The organism is Streptomyces sp. NBC_01508, assembly GCF_045040315.1.
GTDB lineage: Bacteria > Actinomycetota > Actinomycetes > Streptomycetales > Streptomycetaceae > Streptomyces.
The window spans coordinates 6279911-6295040 of the sequence record NZ_CP109419.1; the positions used below are offsets into that span (position 1 = coordinate 6279911).

The window sequence follows — 15130 nt, forward strand, 5'->3', positions numbered from 1 at the left end:
GGCCACGCGCCGGCCTCGGCTACGCGCTGAGGGGGAACTCCCCGCCCAGCTCACGGAATACGGCCCCGTTGAAGTCGAACGCCCGCTTGCACTCGTCGATCACGCGCTGCTTCTCCAGGTCGTCCGCCGGCACCGCGTCCAGCAGCTCGCGGTAACCGCGCTTGAACGCCGCCGGATTGGCGATCTCCTCGAAGACGTAGAAGCGGACGCCGTCGCCCTTGCGCGCGAAGCCCCAGGTCTTCTCGGCCTTGTCACGGATGATCTGGCCGCCGGAGAGATCCCCGAGATAGCGGGTGTAGTGGTGCGCCACATAGCCGCCGGGCCAGGTGCGGGCGCACTCGATGACCCTGGCCGCGTACGCCGCGGTGGCGGGCAGCGGCTCAAGGCCCGTACGCCAGTCGGCACCGCGCAGATGTGTGAGATCGCGCTCCAGGGCGTCGGTGCGCATCAGCTCGGGCCGGATGAACGGGCCGGCGACCGGGTCCCGTTCGAGTATCCCGGCGGCGCCCTCCAGTGCCCGGTACACGAACCAGAGCTGTTCGGTGTAGCGCGTGTACGCGTCCACCCCGAGCCGGCCGCCCAGCAGATCGCTCATGAAGGTGGAGGTCTCCGCCTCCGTGTGCTGCGCGTGTGACGCGACACGGATGAGCGTGGAGAAGGGGGTGGCGGTTGCGTCCAAGGCGGGCCTCCGGGACCGAGGGGGACGGAAAACCAGACCGAGATCCGGCGGCGGCAGCAGAAGCGCTTGCCTCCGCCGATCCTGCTACTTAGGCTTACCTAAGTCAACCGGTTCCCGACGTCCTGTCGGTAAAAGAGGTACCCCATGGCCGCGCGGGGGACACCTGTCGCACGAATGGCCCCGCGAGAGGTCGCGACCTGGGTCGCGCCCGAGGTCAGGGCGGGGTCAGGGCAGGGTCAGGATCTCCGCGCCGGTGTCCGTCACCACGAGCGTGTGCTCGAACTGCGCGGTCCGCCTGCGGTCCTTCGTCACCACGGTCCAGCCGTCGTCCCACATGTCGTACTCGTGGGTGCCGAGCGTGAGCATCGGCTCGATGGTGAAGGTCATGCCGGGCCGCATGACGGTCGTCGCGTGCGGGCTGTCGTAGTGCGGGATGATCAGCCCGGAGTGGAACGACGAGTTGATGCCGTGCCCGGTGAAGTCCCGGACCACGCCGTAGCCGAAGCGCTTGGCGTACGACTCGATGACACGGCCGATCACATTGACCTGCCGACCGGGCCGGACCGCCTTGATGGCCCGGTTCAGGGACTCACGGGTCCGCTCGACCAGGAGCGTCGACTCCTCGTCGACGTCACCGCAGAGATAGGTGGCGTTGTTGTCGCCGTGCACGCCGTTGATGTAGGCGGTCACGTCGAGATTCACGATGTCACCGTCGCGCAGCACGGTGGAGTCCGGGATCCCGTGGCAGATGACCTCGTTGACCGAGGTGCAGAGCGACTTCGGGAACTCGCGGTAACCGAGGGTGGAGGGGTACGCCCCGTGGTCGACCATGAACTCGTGCGCGACCTGGTCGAGCGTGTCGGTCGTGACGCCGGGCGCGATGTGCTTCGCGGCCTCCTCCATCGCCTGGGCGGCGATCCGCCCGGCGATCCGCATCAGCTCGACGGTCTCGGCGGTCTGCACCTCCGGACCGGTGTACGGGGTCGGCAGAGGCTTCCCGACGTACTCGGGACGCCGGATTCTTCCGGGAACGGAACGGACGGGGGACAGTTCCCCGGGGACGAGCAGCGACTGGCCAGACATGCCAGCGAGTCTAACCAGCGTTCAAAAGCCGCCGGTGGGGCAGCATGGCGTTAAGAGGAAGGAGCCGACGATGGCCCTGTTCAAGAAGCGCACGGCGGGTAAGCCGGGCGAGTGGTACTACTGCCTCCAGCACAAGCGGGTCGAGGAGGGCCCCGACTGTCCGGCCAAGGACCGCTTCGGCCCGTACGCCTCCAGACAGGAGGCGGAACACGCGATGGAGACGGCGGCCGAGCGCAACCTCGACTGGGAGACGGACCCTCGCTGGCACGACACCCCAAACGACCCCCCACCCCCAACCTGACGCCCACTCCAGCCCGTCCGGCGTTCGAGGACGAACCCCGGCCTCGGGGGCGGTTTCCCGCGTGGTGCCCCAGCCCGGAGGCGGGTTGGGCATTTCAAGCCCGTCCGGCGTTTGAGGACGGACCCCCGGCCCCCGGGGCGGTCCCCGCCAGGTACCTGAGCCCGACGTCGCGCGTCAGACCGCCGCACCCGGTCCAGGCGCCTGGGCAGCGGCAGCGGCAGCGGCATCCGCATCCGCGCCCGCGACCTCCGCCTCCTGCTGCGCCTTCCGCCGCACCGCGTCCTCGTCCGTCTCCGAGTCGTACGTCATCAGCTTCGGCAGCACCGCCGCCAGCAGCCCCACCGCCACCACGCACGCCACCCCGCCGCTCCAGACCGCCGGCCGGGTGCCCGTCCAGCCGGCCACCGTGCCCGCGCGGACCTGGCCGAGCTGCGGGCCCACGCTGTAGGACAGCACCTCCAGGCCCGCCAGCCTGCCCCGCAGCTCCTCGGGGATCGTCTGGTTCCAGATCGTCGAGCGGCCCAGTCCGCTGAGCATGTCGCCCGCGCCGGCCAGCATCAGGCAGAACAGGACCAGCCAGATGTTCGGCATCCAGCCGGCCAGGGTCATCGCCAGGCCCCAGGCTCCCGCGCCGTACACCACCATCAGGCCGTGCCGCCGGACCTTCGAGGCCCAGCCGCTGGTCAGGCTGATCAGGATGGAGCCGAGCGGGATCGCCCCGTACATCAGGCCGAGCGCCCACTCCGCGTCCAGGTCCTCCGCCAGGAACGGGAAGATCGCGAGCGGGAAGGCGAAGAACATGGCGCCCAGGTCGATCGCGTACGTGCCCAGCAGCACCGGCTTGCTCCACGCGTACCGCGCGCCTTCGGCGATTCCGCGCAGCGACGGCTTCGCCGCCTCCTTGGAAGGCGGCGCCGGCCGCAGCCGGAGGCACATCAGTACGGAGGCGGCGAACCCGGTCACCGTCAGCGCGTACGCCGTCGCCGCCCCGGAGACCGCGACCACGACACCGGCCGCGGCGGGACCCGCGACCGCCGCGATCTGCCAGCGCAGCGCGTTGAGCGCGGCTGCCGCCGTCAGTTGGGCGTGCGGCACGATCCGCGCGATCAGGGAGTCCAGCGCGGGCCGCTGGATGCCCGCCAGCGCGGAGACGCCCGCGGCCACGACGTACAGCGGCCAGAGCGCCGGCCGCGGCAGCAGCGCGTTGATCAGCAGGACCACCGCGAGCAGCCCCAGGCCCGCCTCGGAGAGCAGGATCAGTTTGCGGCGGTCGACCGCGTCGGCGAGCGCCCCGCCGTACAGCCCGAAAACGATGAGGGGGATCAGCTCGACGGCGCCCATCGCGCCGACCGCGAGCGGGGAGTTCGTGAGGTCCTTGATCTGGAGCGGCAGCGCGATCATGGCCATGGAGCTGCCGAAATACGTCACCAGGCCCTGGATCCACAGGAGTCTGAACTCCCGCAATGTGCGCAGCGGAGTGAGGTCAGGCAGGATCGCGGAGAGCTTTTTGGTCACGAGGGACCATGGTGCGTCGTGACTGTCATACCGGGCAAGTCCATTACCAGCGGGCGGGCGGCGGTGACGTCAGCTGGTCGGCGAGCCGCCACAGCCGGTCCCGGAAGCGGAGCCTGCCGCGCGTCGTGGGCAGGCTGTTCTCGCCGGCCGCCGCGCTCACCAGGTGCTGCACCATGTCGAGGTCGACGCCCGACCCCGCCCCGTCCCCCTCGGCCTCCCCCGCGACCTCACCCTCGCCCTCCGCCCGGACGTCCGGCGTGATCGTGAGCGCGTCGTGCGCCAGCCCCACCACCTCGGGGTCCCCACTGCCCAGCGAAAGCACCGTGGCCCCCGCCCTCCGGGCGTCGTGCACCCGCTCCAGCAGCCCGCCGTCCGGCCGTTCCGGGGCCACCAGCAGCAGCGTCTCGCCGCGCCCCGCGCCCTCCAACCTGCCCAGCCCGACGGCCAGATGCGCGGGGTCGCCGGGGCGTACCCGGTGCCGTACGAGCAGCGGTGCCAGCTCCGGGCGGCCGGACCACGCCGCCTCGTCCACGAGATGCGCGGCCAGGTGCCACGGCTCGTACGCCCGCGTCCCCACCAGCAGCAGCCCGCCCCCGTGCGGCACGACGGAGGACCGCAGGGACACGGCGAACCGGCGGGTCGCCGCCGGCCACTGCGTACCGGCCAGAACTTCACGGAGCAGGGCGACACGTACGGCATCCATGGGCCGGGATCCTGCCGCAGCGCCACGCCCCGCGCCGGGGGTCGGCACGGCGTCACCCGAACGGGTCGCTCCGGCCGTGCGGGCGCCGTGCGGGCGCAGTCAGGGTCGTGCGGGGCCGCTCCAGTACCGATAGGTACTGTCACGGGCATGACCTCTACTGACAGTGGCAGCACGCCGAAGCCTCCCGCCAAGGACCCCTGGGAGCTTCCCGACGTCTCGGACCTGACCGTGGGTGTTCTCGGCGGCACCGGCGACCAGGGACGCGGTCTCGCCTACCGGCTGGCACAGGCCGGCCAGAAAGTGATCATCGGCTCCCGCGCCGCCGAGCGCGCCCGGGCCGCGGCCGCCGAACTCGGCCTCGGCGTCGAGGGCGCCGACAACGCCGAGTGCGCGCGCCGCAGCGACATCGTCATCGTCGCCGTGCCGTGGGACGGCCACGCCAAGACGCTGGAATCGCTCGGCGACGAACTCACCGGCAAGCTCGTCGTCGACTGCGTCAACCCGCTCGGCTTCGACAAGAAGGGCGCCTACGCGCTGAAGCCGGAGGAGGGCAGCGCCGCCGAACAGGCCGCCGCCCTGCTGCCCGCGTCCCGCGTGACCGCCGCCTTCCACCATCTGTCCGCCGTGCTGCTCCAGGACCCCGCGGTCGAGCGGATCGACACCGATGTGATGGTGCTGGGCGAGGTACGGGCGGACACCGACATCGTGCAGGCGCTGGCGGCCCGTATCCCCGGTATGCGCGGGGTGTTCGCGGGGCGGTTGCGCAACGCGCACCAGGTGGAGTCGCTGGTGGCGAACCTGATCTCGACCAACCGCCGCTACAAGGCCCACGCGGGCCTGCGCGTCACCGACGTCTGACGGGGCCGGGGCGTGGGGGACACTGGACGGGACTTCGCGGGCGTCGTAGGCACGCCCCGCTCACCCCCGGACCAGGAGCCGACCCCATGCCCCGCCTCGCTCTCTACGCCCTCGTCGTCTGTCTCCTGTCCACCGCGGCGGCCGTGGTGTCCTTCGTGCGGGGGGAGAGCTGGCTCGGCGTCGTCTGGGTACTGCTGGCCGGCCTGTCCTCGAACATGGCCTGGTACTACCTGCGCAAGGTGAAGACGGCCGGCCGCGCGGTCGGGCGCGCTAGTTGACGAATGACTGGCACAACTCGTTGCGGGCCGTCCAGAAGCGGTAGAGGTTCTGGCCGCAGTACGTCTCCAGATCGGAGATGCCGAGCCCGCTCAGGATCGCGTCGATCCCGTCGAAGAACGCGCGGTTCACCTCGGGAATGAACAGAATGCCGAAGACCGCGATCAGTCCGAACGGCGCGAACGGCTCCACCTGGGCGCGGAACTTGCGCGACAGCCACGGCTCGATCACGCCGTAGCCGTCAAGTCCCGGCACCGGCAGGAAGTTGAGGATCGCCGCCGTCACCTGGAGCAGCGCGAGGAACGCGAGCGCGAAGCGGAAGACGACCGGCACACCGTCGAGCGCGTCCAGCCAGAACGGCGCGGTGCAGACGACCGCGAACAGGACGTTCGTCAGCGGGCCCGCCGCCGAGATCAGACTGTGCCGCCAGCGGCCCCGGATGCGCCCGCGCTCGATGAAGACCGCGCCACCGGGCAGTCCGATGCCGCCCATGATGACGAAGAGCACGGGGAGCACGATGCTCAGCAACGCGTGCGTGTACTTCAGGGGGTTGAGCGTCAGATAGCCCTTGGCGCCGATGGAGATGTCGCCGCTGTGCAGGGCGGTGCGCGCGTGCGCGTACTCGTGCAGACAGAGCGAGACGATCCACGCGGACGTGACGAAGAGGAAGACGGCGATCCGGGCGTCCGCCGCGAAGCCCGTCCACACCGCCCACCCCGTCGCCGCCATGACGGCGGCGATCCCCAGGAAGACAGGACTGATCCGCCGGTCGCTACGGGAGGGTGCGGTCGTCATTCGCGGCTCCTGGAGGGGAGGGCGGGCGTCGGGGTTGCCTGACCGTACAGGCGACACGGCGAAAACGTCTCGCGTGCGGGGGTGGGTTCCGGCGAGGCTGGGCGTACGGAGGGAGGGGGCCGGCATATGCGGGGTACGGACTTGGGGGAGCGGGCGGCCGACCGGATGGTCGTACCGGACAATGGTGGGGTGCGCTACCGGCTACTCGGCCCCACGCGGGCACTGCGCGCCGACGGCACCCCGTACGCCGTCGGCGGATCCAGACTGCGCGCGCTGCTGACCGTACTGGCGCTGCGGCCCGGCCGGACCGTCCCGGCGGCCACGCTCGTCGACGAGGTCTGGGACGGCGACACACCCGCGGACGCGGCGGGCGCGCTCCAGGCCCTGGTCAGCCGGCTCCGCCGGGCGCTCGGGGCCGGGGCCGTCGTCTCCGACACCGGCGGCTACCGGCTGTGCGCGGACCCGGAGGACGTGGACCTCTACCGCTTCGAACGGCTCACGGCCGAGGGGATCAGGGCCCTGGACGACGGCAGCCCCGAGCGGGCCGCCGGACTGCTGGACGAGGCGCTGGGACTGTGGCACGGCCCCGCGCTGTCCGACCTGCCCGACCGCAGGGCCGAGGCGGCGCGCTGGGAGACCCGCCGGCTGGGCGCCCGCCGGGCCCGGCTCACGGCGGCGCTCGCCCTCGGCCACGCGGAGGAGGCACTGCCCGAGCTGGCGGCGCTCTGCGACGACCACCCGATCGACGAAATGCTCCAGGCGCTGCGTATCCGCGCGCTGCGTGCGGTGGGGCGCACGGCCGAGGCGCTGTCGGCCTACGACGAGATCCGCCGCGACCTCGCGACCCGTCTGGGCATGGACCCGGGCCCCGAACTCCGCTCGCTCCACAAGGAGTTGCTGAACCCGGACGCGTACCCCGAGCCCGCCGCCACATCCCGCGCCCGCCGTCCGCCGCCCCGGACGGGGACGGGACCCGGCCGGTCCGACGCGCCTCGCCTTGACGGCCACGGACCGCACGCCCCTGCCGGGCCTGGCGGCGGGACGCAGTCCACCCGGGCCGGCGGGGTGCGGGCCGATGCCCACCCGTCGTACGGCCCGGCAGACGGATCCCATCCGGTTGGTGCCGCGCCGGGCAACGCACCGGGCGCCGTGCCCAGCGGTGACGGCGACCTTGCGGGGTCGTCCGGTCGGGCGGACGGGTCCGATCCCGTTGGTCACGCGCCACCCCACGGTCCTGCCGCCCGACGTGCCCCGGTGCCCGGCGGAGCCGGGACGGATTCGTCCGGCCGGGGCGACGAGTCCCGCCCGGACGGGGCTGCCGGTCCGGCGGAGCCGGATTCCCCCGGGGAGCCGGCACCCGATCGGCACGCTGCGGCGCCGCCCGCGCCCCGCGACGCGGCGGCGTCCGGCGGCCCCGGCCCCGGTGCGGGGACGGCGCCCGCCCCGTACGCCACCCCGCCCGCGCCCTCCGGCAATCTCCGCGCCCACATCACCAGCTTCGTCGGCCGAGAGGCCGACATGGCCGCCCTTCGGGGGGATCTTCGGGACGCGCGGCTCGTGACGTTGCTCGGGGCCGGTGGGGCCGGGAAGACGCGGTTGTCGCAGGAGGTGGCCGCCGGGAGCGGCGGGAGCACCGGGGATGACGGGGCAGGCTGGCCCGACGGGGTGTGGCTCGCCGAGCTCGCGCCCGTGGACGATCCCGCGACCGTGCCCGAGGCCGTGCTCGTCGCGCTCGGGGCCCGTGAGACCGTGCTGCGCGGCGCCGGGGCCGAGGGGCTGCGGGCCGTCGACCCGGGCGCCAACGACCCCCTCGTACGCCTGGTCGAGCACTGCTCGCGCCGCCGCATGCTGATCCTGCTCGACAACTGCGAGCACGTCGTGGACGCCGCCGCCCGGCTGGCCGAGGAGCTGCTGGCCCGCTGCCCCGGCGTGACCGTCCTCGCCACCAGCCGGGAGCCGCTGGGCGTGCCCGGCGAGGTCGTACGCCCCGTCGGCCCGCTGCCGGAACCGATGGCGCTGCGGCTGCTCGCCGACCGCGGCGCCGCCGCCCGGCCCGGCTTCCGTACGGACGAGGACCCGGCCGCCGCCGACGAGATCTGCCGCCGGCTCGACGGGCTGCCGCTCGCCATCGAACTGGCCGCCGCCCGGCTGCGGATGCTCACCCCCCGGCAGATCGCCGACCGCCTGGACGACCGTTTTCGGCTGCTGACCGGCGGCAGCCGCACCGTACTGCCCCGGCAGCAGACGCTGCGCGCCGTCGTGGACTGGTCGTGGGACCTGCTCGACCCCGTCGAGCGGACCGCGCTGGGCGCCCTGTCCGTCTTCGCGGGCGGCTGCGACCTCGCCGGGGCCGAAGCCGTGTGTGGACCGGACGCGCTCGAACTGCTCGGCTCGCTGGTCGACAAGTCGCTCGTGGTCGCCACCCCCGCGCCTGACGGGGCGATGCGCTACCGGCTGCTGGAGACCGTGCTGGAGTACGCCGGTGAACGGCTCGACGAGTCCGGTGGCCGCGCCGCCGCCGAGCGCCGCCATCTCGTGCACTTCCGGGAGTTGGCCCGGCGGGCCGACCCGAAGCTGCGCGGCCCCGAGCAGCTCCACTGGATCACCCGGATCACGGTCGAGTACGAGAACCTGCGCACCGCGCTGCGGCACGCCGTCGCCGGCGCCGACGAGCACGAGGCGCTCTGCCTGGTGCACTCGCTCGCCTTCTACTGGCAGATCCGCGATCTGCGCGCCGACGCGCGGCACTGGTCGCGCGCCGCCGCGGACCTCGGCCCCGACCCCTTCGACGCGCCGGTCGTCCCCGCCCCGCCCGTCCACGAACAGTGCACGGACGCGCCGCCGCCGATGGCGCCCGAGGTGCTGCTGGAGGCGCGGCGCGGGGCCCGGCTGATCCATCTGTCCAGCATGAACCACGAGTTCGACGAGTGGACCTCGCCCGAGGCCATGGAGTGGCTGCGCCGCGTCAGCCAGGTCTACCGGCCCGATCTGCCGCAGACCTGCCGTACGCCCGGCTCGCTCTGGTTCTTCGCGGTCATGCTGACGGGGCAGGTCGACCAGTTCCGTGAGCTGATCGACGCGCGGGTGGAGGCGTGCCGGGACTTCGGCTACGAGTGGGAGCTGGCCTCCGCTCTCCAGGTGCGGGCCAACATCCTCGCCAACCGCACCGAATGGGTCGGTGACGCGGGCCGGGACGCCAACGAGAGCCTGGAGATCTTCACCCGGCTCGGCGACGCGTGGGGCGCCGCCGAGGCGCTGTCGGCGCGCGCCGAAGCCCATGAATGCAACGGTGAATTCGCCCGCGCCACCGAGGACTTCCTCGCCGCCATCGACAAGACCCGGCTGCTCGGCGTGGAGTCCCAGGTCGCGCTCCTGCGTACGCGCCTGGCCAGCATCATGATGGAGACGGGCGAGGGGGACGAGGCGGAGGTGATGCTGCGCGAGATCCTGGCGCAGCACGACCGGCGTGACTACGAGGCGGAGCCGGCCGCCCGGCTCTTTCTGGCGATCTGGCTCGGCCGCAGCGGGCGCGCCACCGAGGCGCGCCACGAACTGGACCAGTTGCGCGAGGAGTTCAAACACTCCAACCTGGCCATCTTCGAGGGATTCGTCTTCGGCCTGCTCGGCTGGCTGGAGAATCTTCAGGCCCGTTACGCGGTCGGGCTCGACTGGTCCCGGCAGGCGCTGGCCGGGGTGCGTGATCCGATGGCGCGGATCGTCGCCCCGCAGATGGCCGCGGTCCATCTGCTGACCGCGGGCTGGTCGCTGGCCGGGCTCGGCGGACCGGAGCGGGTCCGGGACGGGGCCCGGCTGATCGGCGCGTACGAGACGCATCTGCCGCGCGGCCACTACCGCGCCTCGCAGGAGCGCGAGACCCTGGAGGCGGCCGAGGCGGCCGTCCGGGCCGGGGGCCTGGACGGCGCCGCGTACGACGCGGCCCTCGCCGAGGGCCGCGCGCTCACCCTCGACGAGGCATTCGCCGTCGTCGTCGCCGGCGCCTGACACGTCTCTCGTACCCCGGCCCCCGGACGGAGCCCGGGGCCGGGCCCGCCCCTCAGGTCTTCTTGCGGAACTTGGACACCGCGAGCGGCGCCGTGACCGCAGTGATCACCGCCGACCAGGCCAGCGTCATCCACAGGTCGTGCGCGACAGGGCCGCCGATGAACAGCCCGCGCGCCGTGTCGGCCAGATTCGACAGCGGGTTGTAGTCCGTGAAGGTCTGGAGCCAGCCCGGCATGGTCGACGGCGGCGTGAAGATCGAGGAGCCGAACTGGAGCGGCATCAGCACCAGGAATCCCAGGCCCTGCACCGCCTGCGCCGTCTTCACGGTCAGACCGATCAGGATGAAGATCCACATCAGCGACGCGCCGAACAGCAGCGAGAGCCCGATCGCCGCCAGCACCTGGAGCGGCGAGGTCTCGATCTCCATACCGAGGACGAAGCCCACGACCAGCAGGATCGCGAAGGCGACGATCATCCGGCCGACCTCGACCACGATCTTGGCGATGAGGACCGAGGACCGGGCGATCGGCATCGTACGGAACCGGTCCATGACCCCCTTCTGGAAGTCCTCGTTGATTCCGGTGCCCACAGCCATCGAGACGTTGAGCCCCATCATCGCCATCAGTCCCGGGACCAGATAGCTGACGTACTCGGACTGGTTGCCCTTGCCCGCGACGGCCCCGCCGAAGACGAAGACGAAGAGCAGCGTGAAGACGATCGGCATCAGCAGGACGTCGAACATCGACTCCGGGTCCTGCTTGATCTGGAGGGCGTTACGGCGCGCGAGGGCGCCGATGTGCCGCAGATTGGCGCGCACCCCGATCCGGCCGTCGCCGACGGTGGCCCGGACGGTCCGTGCGGTCCGGGGTGACGGCGCGGAGTCCGTCACCTTCGTCGTTGTCGCCGTGCTCATGCCGCGACCCCCTTCGGCTGCGTGTCGTCGTGGGCGCCGTCGCGCACGTCGTCGGTCTGTTCACTCGTCTTCTGGCCCGTGATCGCCAGGAACACCTCGTCCAGGCTGGGCAGATGGGTGCCGATGTGCGCGATGTCGAACCCGCGCCCACCCAACAGACCGATCACGGCGGTCAGTTGTTCGTCGGCGAGGATCGGCACGAACAGCATGCCGTCGTGGATCTGCGACCCCGCGACGCCGTCCAGACCCGTCTCGCTCAACGCCCGTGCCATCTCGGTCAGTTGACCGGGGTCGGTCGGACGGACCTCCAGGGTCCGGCCGCCGACCTTCGCCTTCAGCTCGTCGACCTTGCCGCCCGCCACGATCCGGCCGCGGTCGATGACCGTCAGCTCGCTCGCGAGCTGTTCCGCCTCTTCCATGTACTGCGTGGTGAGCAGGACGGTCACCCCCTCGGAGACCATCCGCTTGACCTCGGCCCACACCTCGTTACGCGTACGGGGGTCGAGGCCCGTCGTCGGCTCGTCCAGGTAGAGCACCGCGGGCTCCCCGATCATCGATGCCGCGAGGTCCAGTCGCCTGCGCATACCGCCGGAGTACTGGAGCACCGGCTTCTTCGCCGCCTCGGTGAGCGAGAACCGCTCCAGCAGCTCGTCCGCCCGCCTGCGGGCGGCCGTACGGGGCAGATCGAGCAGCCGCCCGATCATGTACAGGTTCTCCCAGCCGGACAGCTTCTCGTCCACCGAGGCATACTGCCCGGTGAGGCCGATGGTGCGGCGGAGCTGCCGCGGCTGCCTCACCACGTCGTAACCGGCCACGACGGCCGTACCGGCGTCGGGCAGGATCAGGGTGGACAGGCAGCGTACGAGGGTGGTCTTGCCGGCGCCGTTGGGGCCGAGGACACCGAGAACCGTGCCTTCGCGCACGTCCAGGTCCACGCCGTCCAGCGCCTTGGTCGCACCGTAGTGCTTGACCAGGCCCCGCACCGTGACGGCCGTGGTGCCGTCAGCAGGGATGGTGTCGATTCGCGTCATGCCGTTGATCGTGGCAGCCGCCACTGACAAGGAACCGACATCCGACCGACATCCGCCCGACAGCCATCTGTCGGGCGGCCCGCGAACGCCGACAGCCCGCCGATGGGGGATGTCGGCGGGCTGTCTTCTCTTGCGGCAGTGGCTGTTGTGGTGGTGCCGGTTGATCTAGTGGAAGGTGTGCTCCTCCTGCGGGAACGTTCCGCCGGTGACCTCGTCCGCGAAGGCCTTCGCGGCGTCGCCGAGCGTCTGCCGGAGGTTCGTGTACTGCTTCGTGAAGCGCGGCACCTTCCCGGCCGTGAGACCCACCATGTCCGTGTACACGAGCACCTGCGCGTCGGTGTCGGGACCGGCGCCGATGCCGATGGTCGGGATCTCCAGCGACCGGGTGACCTCGGCGGCGACCTCGGCGGGCACCAGCTCCAGCACCACCGCGAACGCGCCGGCCGCCTGCGCCGCCTTGGCGTCGTGCACCAGCCGGTGCGCGGCCTCGTCGCCGCGGCCCTGCACCCGGTAGCCCAGGGTGTTCACGGACTGCGGCGTCAGGCCCAGGTGCGACATGACCGGGATACCGGCCTGGACCAGCAGCTCCGTCTGCGGCAGCGAGCGCTCCCCGCCCTCCAGCTTGACCGCGCCGACCCCGGCGTCCTTGACCAGGCGCGTGGCGCTGCGCAGGGCCTGGACGGGGCCTTCCTGGTACGAGCCGAAGGGCAGGTCGCCGACGACGAGGGCGCGCTTGGTGCCCCGTACGACGGCCGCGGACAGCATCGTCATCTCGTCGAGCGTGACGGGCACGGTCGTCTCGTAGCCGAGGTGGACATTGCCCATCGAGTCGCCGACGAGCATGACCGGGATGCCGGCCTCGTCGAAGACGGAGGCGGTCATCGCGTCGTACGCGGTGAGCATGGGCCACTTCTCGCCGCGTCGCTTGGCGGCGGCGATGTCGTGGACGGTGACACGGCGGGTGCCCGTGCCGCCGTACAGCGACTTGGGATCACGTGAGGGGTTCTGCGCAGCCTCGAACGTCATGGCTTACGGCTCCTTCGTCATCTCGAGGCGCCCTGACGGCGTCCCCGGACCGTCTCCATGGTGGCATCCGAGCACCGTCGACGGGAAGTGGGGCTGCTCCGTTCTCGCGGGTCCCGCGGGTAAAGAATTTACAATACGAGACGGTCTCGTATTGAAATTGCCCACGCTCACCGCCATGTCCACACCACCACCCTCGTCCCCGCCCGCCCCGTCACCGTCCGCGCCACCACCCGGCGCGGCCGACGCCGGCCCCCGGGTGCCCGAAGCCGTGCATGACTGAGAATCTGGTACGCCAAGCACACTGGGGCGACTTCGAGGGGCTGAACTTCGCAGGGCTGGCCCGCCTGTCCGCCCGAAGAGGCGGAAGGGCAGCTCGGCGCCGACGACGACCAGGCACGTCGGTGGGTGCGGATGACCGGCGCCGACATCAAGGGCGCGCCTGCGGCGCGCGGAGCGGCCATGCACCCCGGCCGGGCATGCGGCGCGGGCGCCGGTCCCGGCCGGGCGCCGCCGCTCCCCGCCTCAGACGACACAGAGCGTCAGAAGGGAAGGTTCACGCTCGTCTGACGGTGCGCCACCTGAAGCAGGCCGCGGCATGGCGCCGCGCCACAGACCTTGCGGGCGGGAACGCGGGCGCGAAGCGGTCGAGGCGGCACCCCGAGCACGCCACCCACTGATGCCCCTCGCCGTCCTTGAGGACGCGCACCTTGCCCCGCCCCTGGTTCCGCAGCGGCGAGCCCACGGTCATACGGCGAACACTCATCACAGCCCCCGATCGTGGTCGAAAGAACCTCAACCCAGTCTGGCTCAGGGGTGGCAGGCGGGGTGAGGCTTTAGGCAGCCACCATGGGGCGAGCCTCTAAGATCGGGACCCCCATCGGGCTATTGCGGGCAGGTCCAGGGACTGCCCGATTCGCGGCGAGCGTACGGGTCACGATCTCTCGCCCCATGGCAGCTCCCGCCCAAAGCCCCACCCCGCCGGCCACATGCCCACCCGCGGCCCGCCACCAGCTCGCCGCCCAAGGCGAGCACCACCACCAGGACCACGACGAACCCCACGCCACAGACCCACGGACGCGGGAAGGCGCGGCCCCTCCCGAGGAAGAGACCGCGCCAGCACACCGGAGAGTGCCCGCCTATAGGTCGTGTGCCGCTCTGAGTTCTCGATACGCCTCGCGCAGATTGGCACCTTCGGACAGGCCGCGGGCCTCGACTGCCATAACAACTTCCAAGGCGCGCCAGCGGTTCGACGGGGCTACCTGTCCACTCAGGATCGCCTTCTGTGCCGAGTCGCACGCCTCGTCAAGCCGGTCGCCCGTGACCAGGACCAAGGCCAAGTCGATGTTGGCTGAGGCCACACGCCGAGGCCATCGAGAAGGGTCACCGCTGGGCTTCAGTCGCTCGATGACGCTTCGCGCATACGGTTCTGCCGCAGCATCTCCGAGCCACGCCAACGTCGTTGCTGTGTACGACATGGCCTTATTGGGGTCGTATTTGTAATGGTGCTCAGGCCGGTCCGGATCTCCGATTGCAGACGACAATTCCTGTACGCGGTCGATTGCGTCGTAGGTCTCTCTCGACTCACCGAGTCTCGCGAGTGCTCGCCCTTCTTGAGCCGTCGCCTGAATCAGAGCTGATGAGCTGGCAGGCGCCAAGCTCTGGGCTGTGCGTGACAGCTCCAACGCGCGGACGTATTCGCCCTCAGTGAGCACCCGCCACGCGTCAGTCTCGAAACACCATGCCTCTATCTCTGGATGTTCTGCTTCCCTGGCGAGAGTCGCCGCCGTGTGGAGTCGGGCCGTAGCTGCATCGTCTTGCTTGAGGTCGATGTGAACTGTGGCACCGAGGAGCGAGAGCCAGCCACCGACCACTAGCAAGCGCCGGTGTTCGGCGAGTGTCTTCTTAGAATCCAGCAACTTTACAACGTATGCCGTGTGCTTTCGAATGC

At 71.4% G+C, this 15130-nt stretch carries 13 protein-coding genes; 4 read left to right on the plus strand and 9 right to left on the minus strand.

Going from position 1 to position 15130, the window contains the following annotated elements; all coding sequences use genetic code 11:
• Positions 1-19 precede the first annotated feature (19 nt).
• Positions 20-679: a heme oxygenase (biliverdin-producing) gene (locus OG700_RS29130; RefSeq protein ID WP_405618690.1), complete on the minus strand. Its 660-nt coding sequence runs from the start codon at positions 677-679 to the stop codon at positions 20-22.
• 225 nt (positions 680-904) lie between these two features.
• Positions 905-1762 carry a type I methionyl aminopeptidase gene (gene map / locus OG700_RS29135; protein WP_405618692.1) on the minus strand — a complete coding sequence of 286 codons (858 nt, stop codon included), beginning with the start codon at positions 1760-1762 and terminating at the stop codon, positions 905-907.
• A gap of 70 nt (positions 1763-1832) precedes the next feature.
• On the opposite strand from map, the gene OG700_RS29140 reads away from it, so the two are divergent.
• On the plus strand, positions 1833-2063 hold the full coding sequence (locus OG700_RS29140; RefSeq protein WP_405618694.1) for a hypothetical protein: 231 nt from the start codon (positions 1833-1835) through the stop codon (positions 2061-2063).
• A 174-nt stretch (positions 2064-2237) separates the two neighbouring features.
• On the opposite strand, the gene OG700_RS29145 is transcribed toward OG700_RS29140, so the two are convergent.
• Positions 2238-3578: an MFS transporter gene (locus OG700_RS29145; RefSeq protein ID WP_405618696.1), complete on the minus strand. Its 1341-nt coding sequence runs from the start codon at positions 3576-3578 to the stop codon at positions 2238-2240.
• A 43-nt stretch (positions 3579-3621) separates the two neighbouring features.
• The gene (locus OG700_RS29150; protein WP_405618698.1) at positions 3622-4281 is read right to left on the minus strand and encodes a hypothetical protein; all 660 of its coding nucleotides are present in this window, start codon (positions 4279-4281) and stop codon (positions 3622-3624) included.
• A gap of 147 nt (positions 4282-4428) precedes the next feature.
• Here OG700_RS29150 and npdG point away from each other — a divergent pair, with 147 nt between their 5' ends.
• Both npdG and OG700_RS29160 read left to right on the plus strand, forming a co-directional pair.
• A complete protein-coding gene (npdG, locus tag OG700_RS29155; RefSeq protein ID WP_405618700.1) occupies positions 4429-5139 on the plus strand; it encodes an NADPH-dependent F420 reductase in 711 nt (236 codons plus the stop codon).
• A gap of 86 nt (positions 5140-5225) precedes the next feature.
• Positions 5226-5417 carry a hypothetical protein gene (locus tag OG700_RS29160; RefSeq protein ID WP_405618702.1) on the plus strand — a complete coding sequence of 64 codons (192 nt, stop codon included), beginning with the start codon at positions 5226-5228 and terminating at the stop codon, positions 5415-5417.
• On the opposite strand, the gene OG700_RS29165 is transcribed toward OG700_RS29160, so the two are convergent.
• Complete coding sequence (locus OG700_RS29165; protein WP_405618704.1) at positions 5410-6210, minus strand: site-2 protease family protein; 801 nt, start codon at positions 6208-6210, stop codon at positions 5410-5412. The two genes, OG700_RS29160 and OG700_RS29165, sit on opposite strands and share 8 nt — an antisense overlap.
• Positions 6211-6336: 126 nt before the next feature.
• Here OG700_RS29165 and OG700_RS29170 point away from each other — a divergent pair, with 126 nt between their 5' ends.
• Complete coding sequence (locus OG700_RS29170) at positions 6337-10212, plus strand: AfsR/SARP family transcriptional regulator (protein ID WP_405618706.1); 3876 nt, start codon at positions 6337-6339, stop codon at positions 10210-10212.
• Between the two features lie 52 nt (positions 10213-10264).
• Here OG700_RS29170 and OG700_RS29175 read toward each other — a convergent pair whose 3' ends face one another.
• The 4 genes from OG700_RS29175 to OG700_RS29190 all read right to left on the minus strand — a co-directional run bounded on the left by OG700_RS29175 (position 10265) and on the right by OG700_RS29190 (position 15098).
• Complete coding sequence (locus tag OG700_RS29175) at positions 10265-11125, minus strand: ABC transporter permease (RefSeq protein WP_405618708.1); 861 nt, start codon at positions 11123-11125, stop codon at positions 10265-10267.
• The gene (locus tag OG700_RS29180; protein ID WP_405618710.1) at positions 11122-12156 is read right to left on the minus strand and encodes an ATP-binding cassette domain-containing protein; all 1035 of its coding nucleotides are present in this window, start codon (positions 12154-12156) and stop codon (positions 11122-11124) included. Before OG700_RS29180 ends, OG700_RS29175 begins: the two co-directional genes overlap by 4 nt.
• Positions 12157-12321: 165 nt before the next feature.
• Positions 12322-13182: a 3-methyl-2-oxobutanoate hydroxymethyltransferase gene (gene panB / locus OG700_RS29185; RefSeq protein ID WP_405618712.1), complete on the minus strand. Its 861-nt coding sequence runs from the start codon at positions 13180-13182 to the stop codon at positions 12322-12324.
• A gap of 1136 nt (positions 13183-14318) precedes the next feature.
• On the minus strand, positions 14319-15098 hold the full coding sequence (locus OG700_RS29190; RefSeq protein WP_405618714.1) for a hypothetical protein: 780 nt from the start codon (positions 15096-15098) through the stop codon (positions 14319-14321).
• Positions 15099-15130 lie beyond the last annotated feature (32 nt).